The organism is Variovorax sp. GW821-FHT09D04 (genome assembly GCF_059416405.1).
In genome coordinates this window covers 121,500-136,777 of the sequence record NZ_JBWKPA010000001.1, presented here as the reverse complement: position 1 = coordinate 136,777, position 15,278 = coordinate 121,500, and the positions used below count along the sequence as shown (strand labels likewise).

General features: G+C 68.0%; 14 protein-coding genes. 7 read left to right on the top strand and 7 right to left on the bottom strand.

Going from position 1 to position 15,278, the window contains the following annotated elements:
* Positions 1-8: 8 nt before the first annotated feature.
* Entirely contained in the window at positions 9-1,433 is a 1,425-nt protein-coding gene (locus AC07O4_RS00710) for an MATE family efflux transporter (RefSeq protein ID WP_095746256.1), read from the top strand.
* A 35-nt stretch (positions 1,434-1,468) separates the two neighbouring features.
* Positions 1,469-2,176 (top strand): SDR family oxidoreductase, encoded by a 708-nt coding sequence (locus AC07O4_RS00705; protein ID WP_307696070.1) that lies wholly within the window; start codon positions 1,469-1,471, stop codon positions 2,174-2,176.
* Between the two features lie 6 nt (positions 2,177-2,182).
* On the opposite strand, the gene AC07O4_RS00700 is transcribed toward AC07O4_RS00705, so the two are convergent.
* From AC07O4_RS00700 to AC07O4_RS00680, 5 genes are all read right to left on the bottom strand, one after another.
* Positions 2,183-2,509, bottom strand: coding sequence for a hypothetical protein (locus tag AC07O4_RS00700; protein WP_095746254.1), 327 nt, complete (start codon positions 2,507-2,509; stop codon positions 2,183-2,185).
* 113 nt (positions 2,510-2,622) lie between these two features.
* Positions 2,623-3,360 carry an aldolase gene (locus AC07O4_RS00695; protein WP_095746253.1) on the bottom strand — a complete coding sequence of 246 codons (738 nt, stop codon included), beginning with the start codon at positions 3,358-3,360 and terminating at the stop codon, positions 2,623-2,625.
* A gap of 44 nt (positions 3,361-3,404) precedes the next feature.
* Entirely contained in the window at positions 3,405-4,046 is a 642-nt protein-coding gene (locus AC07O4_RS00690; protein WP_495303462.1) for a 2-dehydro-3-deoxy-6-phosphogalactonate aldolase, read from the bottom strand.
* The gene (locus AC07O4_RS00685; protein WP_495303461.1) at positions 4,043-4,954 is read right to left on the bottom strand and encodes a 2-dehydro-3-deoxygalactonokinase; all 912 of its coding nucleotides are present in this window, start codon (positions 4,952-4,954) and stop codon (positions 4,043-4,045) included. Before AC07O4_RS00685 ends, AC07O4_RS00690 begins: the two co-directional genes overlap by 4 nt.
* A gap of 296 nt (positions 4,955-5,250) precedes the next feature.
* Positions 5,251-6,990 (bottom strand): IlvD/Edd family dehydratase, encoded by a 1,740-nt coding sequence (locus tag AC07O4_RS00680; RefSeq protein ID WP_495303460.1) that lies wholly within the window; start codon positions 6,988-6,990, stop codon positions 5,251-5,253.
* Between the two features lie 214 nt (positions 6,991-7,204).
* Here AC07O4_RS00680 and AC07O4_RS00675 point away from each other — a divergent pair, with 214 nt between their 5' ends.
* The 5 genes from AC07O4_RS00675 (at position 7,205) to AC07O4_RS00655 (ending at position 12,217) form a co-directional block, all read left to right on the top strand.
* A complete protein-coding gene (locus tag AC07O4_RS00675) occupies positions 7,205-7,954 on the top strand; it encodes a FadR/GntR family transcriptional regulator (protein WP_062476018.1) in 750 nt (249 codons plus the stop codon).
* A gap of 60 nt (positions 7,955-8,014) precedes the next feature.
* On the top strand, positions 8,015-8,560 hold the full coding sequence (locus tag AC07O4_RS00670) for a TRAP transporter small permease (protein WP_062476027.1): 546 nt from the start codon (positions 8,015-8,017) through the stop codon (positions 8,558-8,560).
* Positions 8,557-9,858, top strand: a complete 1,302-nt coding sequence (locus AC07O4_RS00665) for a TRAP transporter large permease (protein ID WP_070062487.1) — start codon at positions 8,557-8,559, stop codon at positions 9,856-9,858. The genes AC07O4_RS00670 and AC07O4_RS00665 overlap by 4 nt, the downstream gene beginning before the upstream one ends.
* Before the next feature lie 62 nt (positions 9,859-9,920).
* Complete coding sequence (locus tag AC07O4_RS00660; protein ID WP_062476013.1) at positions 9,921-10,931, top strand: TRAP transporter substrate-binding protein; 1,011 nt, start codon at positions 9,921-9,923, stop codon at positions 10,929-10,931.
* A gap of 86 nt (positions 10,932-11,017) precedes the next feature.
* The gene (locus tag AC07O4_RS00655) at positions 11,018-12,217 is read left to right on the top strand and encodes a mandelate racemase/muconate lactonizing enzyme family protein (RefSeq protein WP_495303459.1); all 1,200 of its coding nucleotides are present in this window, start codon (positions 11,018-11,020) and stop codon (positions 12,215-12,217) included.
* Between the two features lie 9 nt (positions 12,218-12,226).
* Here AC07O4_RS00655 and AC07O4_RS00650 read toward each other — a convergent pair whose 3' ends face one another.
* Positions 12,227-13,279, bottom strand: a complete 1,053-nt coding sequence (locus AC07O4_RS00650; protein WP_493193634.1) for an endonuclease/exonuclease/phosphatase family protein — start codon at positions 13,277-13,279, stop codon at positions 12,227-12,229.
* Between the two features lie 114 nt (positions 13,280-13,393).
* Positions 13,394-15,190 carry a DEAD/DEAH box helicase gene (locus tag AC07O4_RS00645; RefSeq protein WP_495303458.1) on the bottom strand — a complete coding sequence of 599 codons (1,797 nt, stop codon included), beginning with the start codon at positions 15,188-15,190 and terminating at the stop codon, positions 13,394-13,396.
* Between the last annotated feature and the right edge of the window lie 88 nt (positions 15,191-15,278).

Sequence of the window (15,278 nt, the reverse complement as noted above, 5' to 3'; positions counted from 1 at the left end):
AGATCCGCATGACCACCCCCCAACAAGCGAACGGCGACCTCGACCCGCGCACGCGCCGCCTGCTCGAGGCGCCCATCATCCCCACGCTGCTGCGGCTGGCCGCGCCCAATGTGCTCGTGATGCTGGCGCAGGCCTCCGTCGGGCTCATCGAGACCTACTTCGTCGGCAAGCTCGGCACCGACGCGCTGGCCGGCATGGCGCTGGTGTTCCCCATCGTCATGCTGATGCAGATGACCTCCAGCGGCGCAATGGGCGGCGGCATTGCGTCGTCGATCGCGCGTGCGCTGGGCGCGCGTCGCCGGGGCGACGCCGACGCGCTGGTGTGGCACGCGGTGGTCATCGCGATCGGCTTCGGCCTGTGCTTCACGCTCGCGCTGCTGCTGGGCGGGCGCTGGCTGTATGGCGTGATGGGCGGCACTGGCGCCGCGCTGGAAGCCGCGCTCACGTACTCGAACTGGGTGTTCGCGGGCGCGGTGCTGGTGTGGCTCTTCAACTCGCTGTCCGCCATCATCCGCGGCACCGGCAACATGGCGGTGCCGGCCAACGTGACGGTGGTGGGCGTGGTGTTCCTCATTCCGGCGTCGCCGCTGCTGATCTTCGGCATCGGGCCGTGGGGCGGCATGGGCATCGCGGGCGGCGCGCTGGCGCTGCTGCTGTACTACCTGTTGGGCTCGCTCGCGCTCATCGCCTACCTGCGCTCGCCGCGCAGCCTGCTGCGCCCCACGCTGGCGGCGTTCCAGATGCGCTGGCCGCTGTTCCGCGACATCCTGCGCATCGGGCTGGTGGGCACGGTGTCGACGGTGGCGACCAACCTGTCGATCGGCATCGCCACCGCACTCACCGGCCATTTCGGCGCGGGCGCGCTGGCCGGCTACGGCACCGCGTCGCGGCTCGAGTACCTGCTGGTGCCGCTGGTGTTCGGCCTCGGTGCGCCGCTGGTCGCGATGGTCGGCACCTGCATGGGCGCGGGGCTGCGCGAGCGTGCGCTGCGCGCCACCTGGGCCGGCGCGGCGCTGGCCTTCGGCATGGCCGAGGTCATCGGGCTGGCCGCCGCGCTGTTCCCGCGTCCGTGGCTGATGCTGTTCGGCCACGACCCCGTGATGCTCGAGACCGGCGCACACTACCTGCGCGTGGTGGGGCCGCTGTACGGTTTCTTCGGCGTCGGGCTGGTGCTGTACTTCGCCTCGCAGGGCGCGGGCCGGCTGCTGTGGCCGGTGCTCGGCAACATCGCGCGGCTCGCCGTGGCGGGCACGGGCGGCTGGCTGGCGCTGCGCTGGGGCGGCGGGCTCACCGGCGTGTTCGCGGCGCAGGGCGTGGCGCTGGTGGTGTACGGCATCGTCATCGCCTCGGCCATCGCGGGCGGTGCGTGGTTCGGCCGCGTGGGCTGGCCGCGCACGACCCAGGGGCTGCTGCGCCGCGTGGCGCAGGCCTGAGTGCCCATCGATTTCTTTTCAACGAAAGGCTCGTCATGCAGATCAAGGATTCCGTCGTCTTCATCACCGGTGCCAACCGGGGGCTCGGCCTGGCGTTCGCCAAGGCGGCACTCGCGGCCGGTGCGCGCAAGGTCTACGGGGCCGCGCGCGACCCCAAGAGCATCACGCTCGCGGGCGTCGTGCCCGTGGCGCTCGACGTGACGCAGCCCGCGCAGATCGAGGCCGCCGTGCGTGCCTGCGGCGATGTGACGCTGCTGGTCAACAACGCGGGCATCTCGCGCGGATCGAGCTTCCTCGGCTCGCCCGATGCGGTAGCCGCGGCGCGCGCCGAGTTCGAGACCAACTTCTTCGGCCCCTGGGCGCTCACGCAGGCCTTTGCGCCGGTGCTCGCGTCGAACGGTGGTGGTGCGGTCCTCAACGTGCTGTCGGCCCTGAGCTGGACCACCTTCCCTGGCGTGGCGACCTACAGCGCCACCAAGTCGGCGGCCTGGTCGCTGAGCAACGGCTTGCGCAACGAGCTGGCGGGGCAGGGCACACAGGTCACGAGCTTGCACGTGGCGCTCATGGACACCGACATGGCGGCGCGCCTGCCCGGCCCCAAGACCTCTCCCGATGACGCCGCGCGCCAGGCGCTGGCGGGCGTGGAAGCGGGGCTGCCCGAGGTGCTGGCCGACGAGGTCACGCGCCAGCTCAAGCAGAGCCTGTCGACCGAGCGGCCCGCGTATGCGAGCCCGCCGGTCTGACGTGCGTCAATAGCGGTAGGGGTTGTTCGGGCGGCGGTCGTAACGGTTGGGCACACCGTCGCCGTCGTTGTCCCGGCGGCCGTGGCGACGGCCTTCCCAATCGCGGCGACCATGGTCGTAGTAACCGTGGCGGCGCGGGCCGTCGTAGTAGCCCGGGTGGTAGTGGCGCGGAGGCGGCGGCGGGGCGTAGTAGTGATGGCGCGGCGGTGGCGCGGGTGTCACGTACACCTGGGCCTGGATGAACGGGCCGCCGGCCTGGGCATGGGCCGGCGCGGTGAGGGCGGCCAGCGACAGCAGGGCGGCAGCACCGAAGGCGAATGTCAGCTTTTTCATGGCGACTCCTGGGGAGTGATTGCGATGCCTCATCGTCGCGCCATTATGTGAAGTTCTTGTAAGCCGGAAGCGAAATCGCATGAAGAGCTGTAAGCCGCTGCGCTCGCGCTTTTTCAGCGTTGCGGGGCCGGCAGCATGCGCCGCAGGGCTTCGAAGAACAGATCGGACTGTTCCCGCTCGCCCTGGATCTGCGCCGCCACATGCGCGGCCAGCTTGGCGTTGACGGGCACCAGCGGGCGCCCGGTCGATTGCGCGATCACCTGGTGCAGGCAGGCGCGCTCCAGGTAGTACAGGTCGTCGTAGGCATGCGCGATGGTGCCGCCCGCCACGATCACGCCGTGGTTCGCGAGAAAGGCCACGTCCTTGCCGGCCATGGCACGCGCGATGCGCTCGCCCTCGGCGTCGTCCAGTGCCAGGCCGTTGTACTCGGCGTCGATGGCGATGCGGTTCATGTAGCGCATGGCGTTCTGGCTGGCGGTCGGATCGAGCGCGCGGTCGACCGTGAGCGTCAGCGCCGTCGCATAGGGCATGTGGCAATGCAGCACCACGGCGTGGCCCGTGAGCCGGTGCACCGCGCCGTGGATGAAGAGGGCCGTGGGCTCCACGCGGTGGCGGCCCGCCAGCACTTCGCCGTGCACGTCGATCAGCACGATGTCGTCAGGACCGATCTCGCTCCAGTGCAGCCCGCGCGGGTTGATCAGGTAGCGGTCCTGCGCGCCCGGCAGCAACACGCTGAAATGGTTGCACACACCTTCGGACAGCCCATGGTGGGCCGCGGCGCGCAGCGCGAGCGCGAGGTCTTCGCGCAACTGGCGCACGGCGGGGCTGGCGTATTCGGAATCGGCGGACATCGCGGGGGTCTCCTTCTTTCTTGTGGTGGATGGGTCTTGTCGGATCAGGCGCGGGCCAGCCCGGCCCAGGCCGCCACGAAGCGCTGCGCGTCCTCGCGCACGGCGGCGGCGGTCTTGCCGGGCTTGTAGAGCGACGAGCCGATGCCGAAGCCGGCCGCGCCGGCCGCGCGCCACGCGCCCATGTTGTCGGGCGCGATGCCGCCCACGGGCATCACGGGCGTGCCGGCGGGCAGCACCGCAAGCAGGGCCTTGACCACGGCGGGCGAGGCCAGCTCGGCCGGGAACAGCTTCAGGCCCGTGGCGCCGGCCGCGAGCGCGCCGAAGGCTTCGGTCGGCGTCATCACGCCGGGCAGGCACGCCATGCCCAGGCGCGCGGCCTCGGCGATGACGTCGGCATTGAAGTTGGGCGACACGATCAGCTCGCCGCCGGCCGCATGCACTTCGCGCACCTGCTTGGCGTCGAGCACGGTGCCCGCGCCGACCAGCGCGTTCGGAAAGCGCCGGCGCATCAGCGCGATGCTCTCCAGCGGCTGCGGCGAATTGAGCGGCACTTCGAGCAGCCGGAAGCCGGGCTCGACGATGGCGTCGCCCACGTCGGCGGCTTCGGCGGGCGAGAGGCCGCGCAGGATGGCGACGAGCGGCAGGGCCTGCATCGCGGCGTTGAATTTATCGAGGGGCGTGGTCATGGGGCGGGTGTCCTGTCGGTGTCGAGAAAGCCGGACAGCGTGTGCAGTCCGGCCCAGGTGGCTTCGGCGCCGAGCGTGCGCGTGGCGACGCCGGTGGCGCGCAGGGCCAGGGTGTAGCGCTGGGTGAGGGCGGAAGAGCCGATCAGCACGACCTCGCCGACGGCCTGTACCGATTGCGTGCGCAGCTCTTCGCCGATGAGCAGGCCCGACAGGTAGCTCGACAGCTCTTCCCTGGGCATGCGTTCGAACAGCGCGAGCGTGCGCGTGCCGAAGGCGTTGTGCAGCAGGCCGTGGCCGTTCTCGGAGCGCGTCACGCCTTCGAGGAACGCGGCTTCGTCGAGCGGCGCGGCGGCATCGAGTGTGCGCCCCAGGATCGAGTGCTGGCTCAGCAGCGCGTAGAACTCGCCCGTCATGTAGGTGCGAAAGCCGGCGACGCGGCCCTTCTTGACCGTGGCCCATTTGTTGTGGGTGCCGGGCAGCACGAAGACGCCGTCGTCCAGGCCGGTGATCGTCATGGCGCCGAGGATCTGCACCTCTTCGCCGCGCATCACGTCGGGCACGCCGGCGTGCTCGTCGCTGAGGCCGGGCACGATGGCGATGCGCGCGCCGGGGATGGCGTCTGTGGCGATGATGCTGCGGCCTACTTCGACGCGGCCCGCGGGGCAGGGGCAGTAGGGCGCTTCGACCCAGCCCTGCTTGCTGCCGGCCATGCCGGAGATCAGGCAGCGCGTGTCTTCCAGGCGCATCCAGTCGCCGAACAGCGACTCGAACACGGCGGGAAAGCCGCCCTCGGGCACGGTGAGGATGCCGCGGGCGTCGCTGCGCTCTTCGATGACCTGTCCGCTCGGGTCGAGCAATGCACCGCGTAGCGAGCTTGTGCCCCAGTCGATGGCGATGAGTCTTGTCATGTTTGTCGTCTGTAGCGTTTCGAGAGGTTGTTCGGGGCGCGTGCACAGGCCACCGGGTACTTCCCTCCGCGAATGTCCCCCGGCCTGCGGCCTCCTCCTTGATTTCGCTGCGGGAAGCACCCGGTGTCCTGAGCCCGGGAGGCGCTGTCGTGGTGCTGGCCGATCAACAACTGCTCTGAACCGCTCACGTCGATGGGGTGCCTTGCGCAGCGAAATCAAGGAGGAGCCCGAAGGGCGGGGGACATTCGCGGAGCAAGGTACCCCGTCGGCGGGAGCGCGCCCTGGAGCTCTCCAAATCAGTGATTGTCTCGCGGCACAAAGGCCCCACGGCGACCACGCAGAAAGGCCAGGTCCGCTCCCTGATCGGCCTGCAGCACCGTGTCGACGTACAGCTTCCAGTACCCCGAATCGAGCGGGGCCTTGGGCGCGACCCACTTCGCACGGCGCTTCGCCAGTTCCTCGTCGCTCACATGCAGGTGCAGCTTGCGGTTCGGCACGTCGAGCTCGACGATGTCGCCGTCCTGCACCAGTGCCAGCGGGCCACCTGCAGCCGCCTCGGGCGCCGTGTGCAGAACGACCGTGCCGTAGGCCGTGCCGCTCATGCGCGCGTCGCTGATGCGGACCATGTCCGTGATGCCCTTGCGCAGCACCTTCGGCGGCAGCGGCATGTTGCCGGCCTCGGCCATGCCGGGGTAGCCCTTGGGGCCGCAGTTCTTGAGCACCATGATGCAGTGCTCGTCGATGTCCAGGTTCTCGTCGTCGATGCGCTTGTGCAGGTCGTCGGCGCTCTCGAACACCACCGCGCGGCCCTTGTGCACCAGCAGCTCCGGCGTGGCCGCGCTGGGCTTGATGATGGCGCCGTTGGGCGCGAGGTTGCCGCGCAGCACGCAGATGCCGGCCTTGTCCTTGAAGGGCTCGGCCTGGGTGCGGATGACCTGCGGGTTGTAGTTCTCGGCGTCCTTCACGTTCTCCCACACGCTCTGGCCGGTGACGGTGAGGATGTCCTTGTGCAGGTGGTCGGCGATTTCCTTGATGACCACGGGCAGGCCGCCCGCGTAGCAGAAGTCTTCCATCAGGAACTGGCCCGAGGGCTGCAGGTTCACGAGGCAGGGCAGGTCGGCTGCGATGCGGTCGAAGTCGTCGAGCGTGAGGTCGACACCGATGCGGCCCGCAATGGCCAGCAGGTGGATCACGAAGTTGGTCGAGCCGCCGATGGCCGCGTTGACCTTGATCGCGTTCTCGATCGCCTGGCGCGTGAGGATCTTCGACATGTTCATGTCTTCATGCACCATGTCGACGATGCGCCGGCCCGCCTGCCGCGCGAGCACGTTGCGGCGGCCGTCGACGGCAGGGTAGGCCGCGTTGCCCGGCAGGCCGATGCCCAGCGACTCGACCATGCTGGCCATGGTGCTGGCCGTGCCCATCGTCATGCAATGGCCGTGGCTGCGGTGCATGCAGCTCTCGGCCTCGAAGAAGTCCTGCAGCTTGAGCGTGCCGGCGCGCACCTGTTCGCTCATCTGCCACACGCCGGTGCCAGAGCCTAGCTCCTGGCCGCGCCACTTGCCCGACAGCATCGGCCCGCCCGAGACGCCGATGGTCGGCAGGTCGACGCTGGCCGCGCCCATCATCAGCGCGGGCGTGGTCTTGTCGCAGCCCATGAGCAGCACCACGCCATCGAGCGGGTTGCCGCGAATGCTTTCCTCGACGTCCATGCTCGCGAGGTTGCGGTACAGCATGGCGGTGGGGCGCAGGAGCGTCTCGCCCAGCGACATCACCGGGAACTCGAGCGGGAAGCCGCCGGCCTCGTACACGCCGATCTTCACCTGCTCGGCGAGCGTGCGGAAGTGCGAGTTGCAGGGCGTGAGTTCGCTGAAGGTGTTGCAGATGCCGATGACCGGGCGACCGTCGAACTGGTCGTGCGGCACGCCCTTGCCCTTCATCCAGCTGCGGTAGATGAAACCGTCGCGGTCGTGGCGTCCGAACCACTGCTGGCTGCGCAGTTCGCTGGCGGGCTTTTTCTTCGGGGCGTTGCTCATGGGATGTGTCTCTTCGTCGTTGATGCTTTGCGGAAATCCTCAGGGTTTTTCCTGCGGGACGGCCGTTTCAATCATCATATGATAAGCGTGACGAGCTGTCGCGCATTCAGGGTTTTCGAGTGGCCGGCACAGGCAAATCCGCCTGAATCCGGCCCCGATACGGGCAGGCAAACAGGCACCGGACACCACCAGAACCACACACCCACAGGCAGGCATGATCAAGAACGTTCACGGCAACACGGTCGACCGCATCGGCAGCGACATCGTCGCGGGCCGCTATGCGCCCGGCGCGTCGATCCCGCCGGAGCCGCTCTTGTGCGAAGAGCTCGGCGTGAGCCGGACCGTGGTGCGCGAATCGATCAAGTCGCTGATCGCCAAGGGCCTGGTGACCAGCGGCCCGAAGGTGGGCACGCGCGTGCAGCCGCCCGACCAGTGGAACTGGTTCGACGCCGACGTCATCGTGTGGCAGACGCAGGCGGGCCTGTCGGCCGAGTTCCTGCGCGACCTGCAGGACCTGCGCCGCGTGGTCGAGCCCGCCGCGGTGGCGCTGGCCGCCCAGCGCGCCACCGCCGAAGACATCGCCGACATGGAAGACGCCTACGCGGGCATGAAGCGCGCCATCGAATTCGGCGGCGACTACATCACGCCCGACCTGCGCTTTCACCAGGGCCTCATCCGCTCCAGCCACAACCGCATGCTGGTGCAGATGAGCCGTGCGCTGGGCGCGCTGCTGCGCACCAGCTTCGAGATTTCGACCACCCGCAAGAACGGGCCCGCGAGTTCGCTGCCGCTGCACCGCGCGGTGCTCGACGCCGTCATCGCACGCGATCCGGCCGCCGCCGAGAAAGCCGTGCTGGTGCTCATCGACGGCGCGCGCCACGACATCGAGACGGTGCTGGCCTCGCGCAAGAAGATTCCGCGCATCAGCCGCCCGGCGACGCAGCTGAAGGCCTTCCCGCTCTAGACGCGGCGGCCGCGCAGACATCCCATAACAACACTGGAAAGTCAGGAGACGCAGATGCTGATGCAAAGGGCAATCGACGGATTTTTTCGCCTGCTGGAGTTCCTCGTCGTCGTGTGCATGGTGGCGATGGTCGTCATGGTGTTCGGCAACGTGGTGCTGCGCTACGGTTTCAATTCGGGCATTTCGGTGTCGGACGAGATGTCGCGCTACTGCTTCATCTGGCTCACCTACATCGGCGCCATGGTGGCGATGCGCGACGGCGCGCACCTGGGTGTCGACACGCTCATCAAGCACCTGCCCCTCATGGGCAAGAAGGTCTGCTTCTTCCTGAGCCAGTCGCTCATGCTGTTCTGCAACGTGCTCTTCTTCATGGGCACCTACGAGATGCACGAGCTGCAGGTGACCAACATCTCGCCCGTGGTGGGCATCTCGATGATCTGGGTCTACGGCATCGGCTACGTGGTGTCGGTGGTGATGGCCCTCTTCAACATCGACAAGCTCTGGCGATTGTTCAGGGGCCGGGTGCCCGACCAGGAGCTGATCCAGATCATGGAATCCGAAGAACAGGTGCTCGACGCCGCCGCACACGGGAAGGTGGCGCAATGACTGTCACGATCTTCATCGTCTCCCTGCTCGGCGCCATGGCACTGGGCATTCCGATCTCGTATTCGCTGCTGGTGTGCGGTGTCTCGCTGATGGGCTGGCTGGCCTACACCGGCGGCCTGCCGGCCTTCGACAGCCAGATCATCGCGCAGCGCTTCGTCGATGGCGCCGACAACTTCCCGCTGCTCGCGGTGCCGTTCTTCCTGCTGGCCGGCGAGTTCATGAATGCGGGCGGGCTCAGCCGGCGCATCGTGAACCTGGCGATGGCCTGGGTCGGCCACTACCGCGGCGGCATGGGCTACGTGGCGGTGCTGGCCGCGATCATCATGGCCTCGCTGTCGGGATCGGCCGTGGCCGACACGGCCGCGCTGGCCGCGCTCCTCATCCCGATGATGAAGGCCGCCGGCTACCAGATGAACCGCTCGGCCGGTCTCATCGCCGCGGGCGGCATCATCGCGCCGGTGATCCCGCCGTCGATCGGGCTCATCGTGTTCGGCGTGGCGGGCAACGTGTCGATCACCAAGCTGTTTCTCGCAGGCATCGTGCCCGGCATCCTGATGGGGCTCGCGGTGGGCGTGGCCTGGTGGATCGTGGCCCGGAAGGACAACGTGAAGTCCTCGCCGCGCGTGCCCTGGGGCGAGCGGCTGAAGGTCACGGCGCAGGGCAGCCTGGCGCTGGCGCTGCCGATCATCATCATCGGCGGCATGAAGTTCGGCGTCTTCACGCCGACCGAAGCCGCCGTGGTCGCGGCCGTCTATTCGCTCGTGGTGGGTCTCTTCATCTATGGCGAACTCAAGGTCAAAGACCTGTACCGTCTCACGCTCGCGGCGGGCAAGACCACCGCGGTCGTGATGTTCCTCGTGGCCGCCGCGATGGTGAGCGCCTGGCTCATCACGGTGGCCAACATCCCGACCGAGGTGGTGTCGCTGCTGGAGCCCTTCCTGGACAACAAGACGCTGCTGATGTTCGTGATGATGGTGCTGATCGTCATCGTGGGCACCGCGCTCGACTTCACGCCCACCGTGCTCATCCTCACGCCGGTGCTGATGCCCGTGGTGCTCAAGGCCGGCATCGACCCGGTGTACTTCGGCGTGCTGTTCATCATGAACAACGCCATCGGCCTGATCACGCCGCCCGTGGGCACGGTGCTCAACGTGGTGAGCGGCGTGGCGCGCATCTCGATGGACGATGCCTTCAAGGGCGTGATGCCCTTCTTCATCGCCCACCTGGTGGTGCTGTTCACGCTGGTGTTCTTCCCGCAGCTCGTGACCGTGCCGCTGCAGTGGTGGATGGGGCGCTAGTTCTTCTTTTTTTCCTGTCAGTCAGTTCGTTCAACCAACCCCTCGAATCGAAGGAGACAAGCATGTTGTTTCGCAGAACCCTGATGACCGCCGCCCTCGTGGCCGGCGGCCTGCTGGCGTCGACCGGCGCCCTCGCGCAATTTGCCGAACGCACGATCAAGTTCACCAACGGCGTGAACGAAGACCACCCCGTGGGCGTGGGCGTGAAGAAGATGCAGGAAGTGCTCGCTGCCAAGACCGGCGGCAAGATGAAGATCACGGCCTTCTGGGGCGGCGCCGCGGGCGGCGACCTGCCGGCCACGCAAGCCCTGCGCGCGGGCACGCAGGAAATGGTGTGCACCTCGAGCTCGCCGCTGGTGGGCATCGTGAAGGAACTCGGTGCCTTCGACCTGCCGTTCCTGTTCGCCAACGAGAAGGAGGCCGACGCGGTGCTCGACGGCCCCGCGGGCGAGTACTTCAACAAGAAGCTCGAGGCCGCCGGTCTCGTGAACCTGGCCTACTGGGAGAACGGCTTCCGCAACCTCACCAACAGCAAGAAGCCCGTGGCCAAGGCCGAGGACTTCGAAGGCGTGAAGCTGCGCGTGATGCAGAACAACATCTTCCTCGACTCGTTCAAGACCCTGGGTGCCAACGCCGTGCCCATGGCCTTCGGCGAGGTGTTCACCGCACTCGAGACCCGCACCATCGACGGCCAGGAGAACCCCTTCGTGACCATCGAGACCTCCAAGTTCAGCGAGGTCCAGAAGTACCTGAGCGTGACGCGCCACGCCTACACGCCGTTCCTCATCCTCTACAGCAAGAAGCTCTGGGACCAGCTCAACCCGCAGGAGCAGGCGGTGCTGCGCGAGGCCGCGAAGGAAGGCCAGAAGGTCCAGCGCGAAGCCAACCGGGCGCTCAACGAGAAGTCGCTCGCCAGCCTGCGCAAGACCATGACGGTGAACGAAGTCTCGGCGGCCGAACAGAAGCGCATGCTGGAGAAGGTCAAGCCCGTGTACGACAAGAACGTGCCCAACATCGGCACGGAAGCCGTGGGCGTGGTCACCGACGCGCTGAAGAAGGCGCGCGGGGGCTGACCGAGGCTTTCGGCCATGCGCTGAATGTTTGCAAGAGCCGCGCGGCATCCGCCGCCGCGGCTTTTTCTTTTTGCGGAATCCTTGTCATGAAAATCACGCAGCTCGAAACCATCCGCCTCGGCGAATTTCCCAACATCCTGTGGGTGCGCCTGCACACCGACGAGGGCCTGGTCGGCCTCGGCGAGACCTTCATGGGCGCCGAAGCGGTCGAGGCCTACCTGCACGAGTGGGCGGCGCTGAAGCTGCTGGGCACCGACCCGCTGCAGATCGAAGCGCGCAACCGCGACATCACGGGCTACCTCGGTTGGCGCGGGTCGGGCGTGGAAACGCGCGGCAATTCGGCCGTCGACATCGCGCTGTGGGACCTGTTCGGCAAGGCCGCCAACATGCCGGTGCACACGGCGCTGGGCGGCAAGAGCCGCGATGCCATTCGCATCTACAACACCTGCGCGGGCTACCAGTACATCCGCAGCGCCACGAACCAGACCAGCTCGAACTGGGGCTTGGCCAACAACAACGGGCCGTACGAAGACCTGCAGGGCTTCCTGCACCACGCCGACGAACTGGCCGAATCGCTGCTGTCCGAAGGCATCACGGCCATGAAGATCTGGCCCTTCGATCCGGCGGCGGAGAAGAGCCACGGGCAGTACATCAGCAACGCCGATCTCGACACCGCGCTCGAGCCCTTCCGCAAGATCCGCCAGGCGGTGGGCGGCAAGATGGACATCATGGTCGAGTTCCACAGCCTGTGGCGGCTGCCGATGGCGCAGAAGATCGCACGCGCGCTGCAGGAGTTCGACACCTTCTGGCACGAAGACGCCATCCGCATGGACAGCCTCGACCTGCTCAAGCAGTACGCGAAGGACTGTCAGGCGCTCGTCTGCGCCAGCGAGACGCTGAGCTACAAGTGGGGCTTCAAGGACTACCTGCAGACCGGTGTGGCCGGGGTCGCGATGCTCGACCTGAGCTGGTGCGGCGGTCTCACCGAGGCGCGCAAGATCGCCGCCATGGCCGACGCCTGGCAGCTGCCCGTGGCGCCGCACGACTGCACCGGGCCGGTGGTCTGGGCCGCGTCCACGCACCTGAGCCTGCATGCGCCCAACGCGCTGATCCAGGAGAGCGTGCGCGCCTTCTTCACCGGCTGGTACAAGGAACTCGTCACCGAGCTGCCGAAGGTCGAGAACGGCATGATCAGCCTCAACGACAAGCCCGGCCTCGGCCTGGAGCTGCTGCCCGACCTGCACAAGCGCGCCGACGCGATCGTGCGGGTGTCGAAGGCGACTTAGCGCCGTTCGTCAGCGGTTGTCGTCGGTGCGCAGCCGCAGCAGGGCGCGCACGAAGCCGTGGTCCGAGCGCGAGCGGTCGCGGCCTTCGTGCAGGTGGTCGTTGAAGTAGTCGACGCGGCGCACGTCGCCCAGGCTGTGGCGGCTGCTGGCGACGAACTCCTCGCTCACCAGGATCTGGTCGAGCACGTCCGGAAAGCCCTGGTGGATGTGCGAGTAGGCCACGTCCTTCTTCAGCGCCGACTCGCCCTGCATCTCGTAGGCGTTGAACAGCGCCACGTCGCGCGCGGCCTTGTCGTAGGCCACCTCGGACGTGGCGGCCACCAGCTGCGTGGTCACGCTGTGCGGGTTGTCGTTGAAGTCGCCCATCACCACCAGCGGCACGTTGGTGCCCTGCAGCAGGTCGATCACGATGCAGCGCAGGGCCGCGGCCTCGGCGCCGCGCATCAGCAAGGAGCGCAGCGAGGCCATCGCGCCGATCTTGCGGTCGTCGCGGTCTTCCAGGGAGTTGCCTTGCGCGTCCTGCAGGAACTTGGGGCGCTTGGACTTCAGGTGCACCGTCAGCACATGCACCTGCTGGCCGTGCTTCATGCGCACGGTGGCCAGCAGGGGCGGGCGCTCGAAGCGCGTGTGCGGGCCGATGCCCGGCACCTCGACACCGAAGCCCGAGGGGAAGTCGACGAAGGACTGCACGCTGTCCACCTGCAGCCGCGTGACGATGCCGACGCGCGGCGTGCCCTGTGCGCCCGGCCGCCCGGGCGTGCCCGGCGGGCTCGCGGGCGGCGGCGAGTTCTCGGCGCCCGGCACCGAGACGAAGTCGTAGCGCAGCCCGCTGCGGCCGATGGCGGCCTTCAGCGCGGCCTCGTCCCACACCTCCTGCACCGCGAGCACGTCGGCGTTGAGCGCGTGGATGCGCTCGCCGATCCAGTCGATCTTGCGTTCGTATTCGCGCTCGTTGTAGGCGTCCTGGTTCTCGTAGTACACGCGGTTGGGGTTCGCGAGATTGAGCAGGTTGCAGGTCGCGACGAAGAGCGTGGCGTAGTTGGGCGGGATGTAGGAGGGCATGGCCCGCACATTGTGTCCTGAGACGGTGCAAACGAACCTGCTGCGCCGGCCGCACCGGCAGAAACGAAAAAGGGCACCGAAGTGCCCTTTGTGGAATCAACGCGTGTGCGCGCTTCAGCGACCGAACGAACGACCGCCGCCGCCACCGCCGGAACGGTTGCCACCGCCGCCGTAGCCGCCGCCACCACCCGAGCGGCCACCGCCGCCCGACCGGTTGCCGCCGTAGCCGCCACCGCCACCCGGACGGCCGCCGCGACCGCGACCACCCATGTGGTCGACGCTCGTGCGCAACGGGTCCGGCTGGCCGGCGCCGCCGCCTGCGACGGCTTCAGCGCGCAGGTGCGCGACCTGGTTGGCCTGCGTCGGGCTGTGGCTGTTGCCGTGATGGCGCGGTTGGCGCTCTTCGTGCGGTGCGTGGTGATGGGGCTGCTGCGGTGCGCGCGGCTGGCCTTGCTGCGGGCCGCGGCCCTGTGCGGGACGGGCTGCGCCCTGGCCGCGCGGGCCCTGGCCCTGGCCTTGGCCGCCGCCGTTGGCATTGCGGCCTTGACCGCCGCCCTGGCCACCACCGCGGCGTTGACCGCCGCCATTGCCGCCGCCACCACCGCCGTTGCCGCCACCCTGGCCGGCCTTGTTCTCGCGGATGCGCGACATCATCTCGGTGCGGGCGGCCTTGGCGGCTGCCTGCATGACTTCGCGGCTCGGCGGACGGCCGGCGCCGCCCCAGATCGTCTGGCGACCCATGGCGATCGGCTCGGCGCGTTCGCCTTCTTCAGGACCGAAGCCCTCGACCTTCTGCACCGGGATCGTCTGCTTCGTGAAGCGTTCGATTTCCTGCATGAAGCCTTCTTCGTCCAGGCACACGAAGCTCACGGCCTCGCCGCTCGAACCGGCGCGGCCGGTGCGGCCGATGCGGTGCACGTAGTCTTCGCTGACGTTCGGGATCTCGTAGTTCACGACGTGCGGCAGCTCGTCGATGTCGATGCCGCGCGCGGCGATGTCGGTGGCCACCAGGGCGCGGATGTCGCCGCTCTTGAAGCCGGCCAGCGCCTGCGTGCGCGCGCTCTGGCTCTTGTTGCCGTGCAGCGCCATCGCCTCGATGCCGTTCTTGGTGAGGAACTCGGCCACGCTGTTGGCGCCGAACTTGGTGCGCGTGAACACGAGCACCTGGCTCCACTTGTTCTCGTTGATGATGTGCGCGAGCAGCGCCTTCTTCTTGCCGCGGCCCACGGGGTGGATCACCTGCGTGATGCGCTGCACCGTGGTGTTGCGCGGCGTGACCTGGATGCTCTGCGGGTTCTTGAGCAGCGAACCGGCGAGGTCGCGGATCTCGTCGCTGAAGGTGGCCGAGAACAGCAGGCTCTGCTTTTCCTTGGGCACCAGGGCCAGGATCTTCTTCACGTCGTGGATGAAGCCCATGTCCAGCATGCGGTCGGCTTCGTCCAGGATCAGCATCTGGACCTGGCTCAGGTCGAGCATGCCTTGCTGTTGCAGGTCGAGCAGGCGGCCGGGGGTGGCCACGAGGATGTCGACACCCTTCTTGAGCTTGCTGATCTGCGGGTTCATGCCCACGCCGCCGAAGATCACGGTGGAGTCGAGCTGCAGGTACTTGCCGTAGGTGCGCACCGACTCTTCGACCTGGGCCGCGAGTTCACGCGTGGGGGTCAGCACGAGGGCACGGATGCCGATGCCGCCGAACTTGTTGGTGGCGCTGCGGCTCATGGTGAGCTTGTGCAGCATCGGCAGGGTGAAGGCCGCGGTCTTGCCGGTGCCGGTCTGGGCGCCGCCCAGCAGGTCGTGGCCGTCGAGGACCACGGGAATGGCTTGCGCCTGGATGGGGGTGGGGGTGTCGTAGCCGTGCTCGTGCACAGCCTTCAAGATGGCGGGAGCCAGCTTCAGTTCGTCAAAATTCATTGTGGAAACAACAAGCGCCATACACGGCGCAGTGGCATCGGCCCGCCAGGCGTCGTTTTGGGGTGACGCCGAGCCAGTCAAGGCAGAT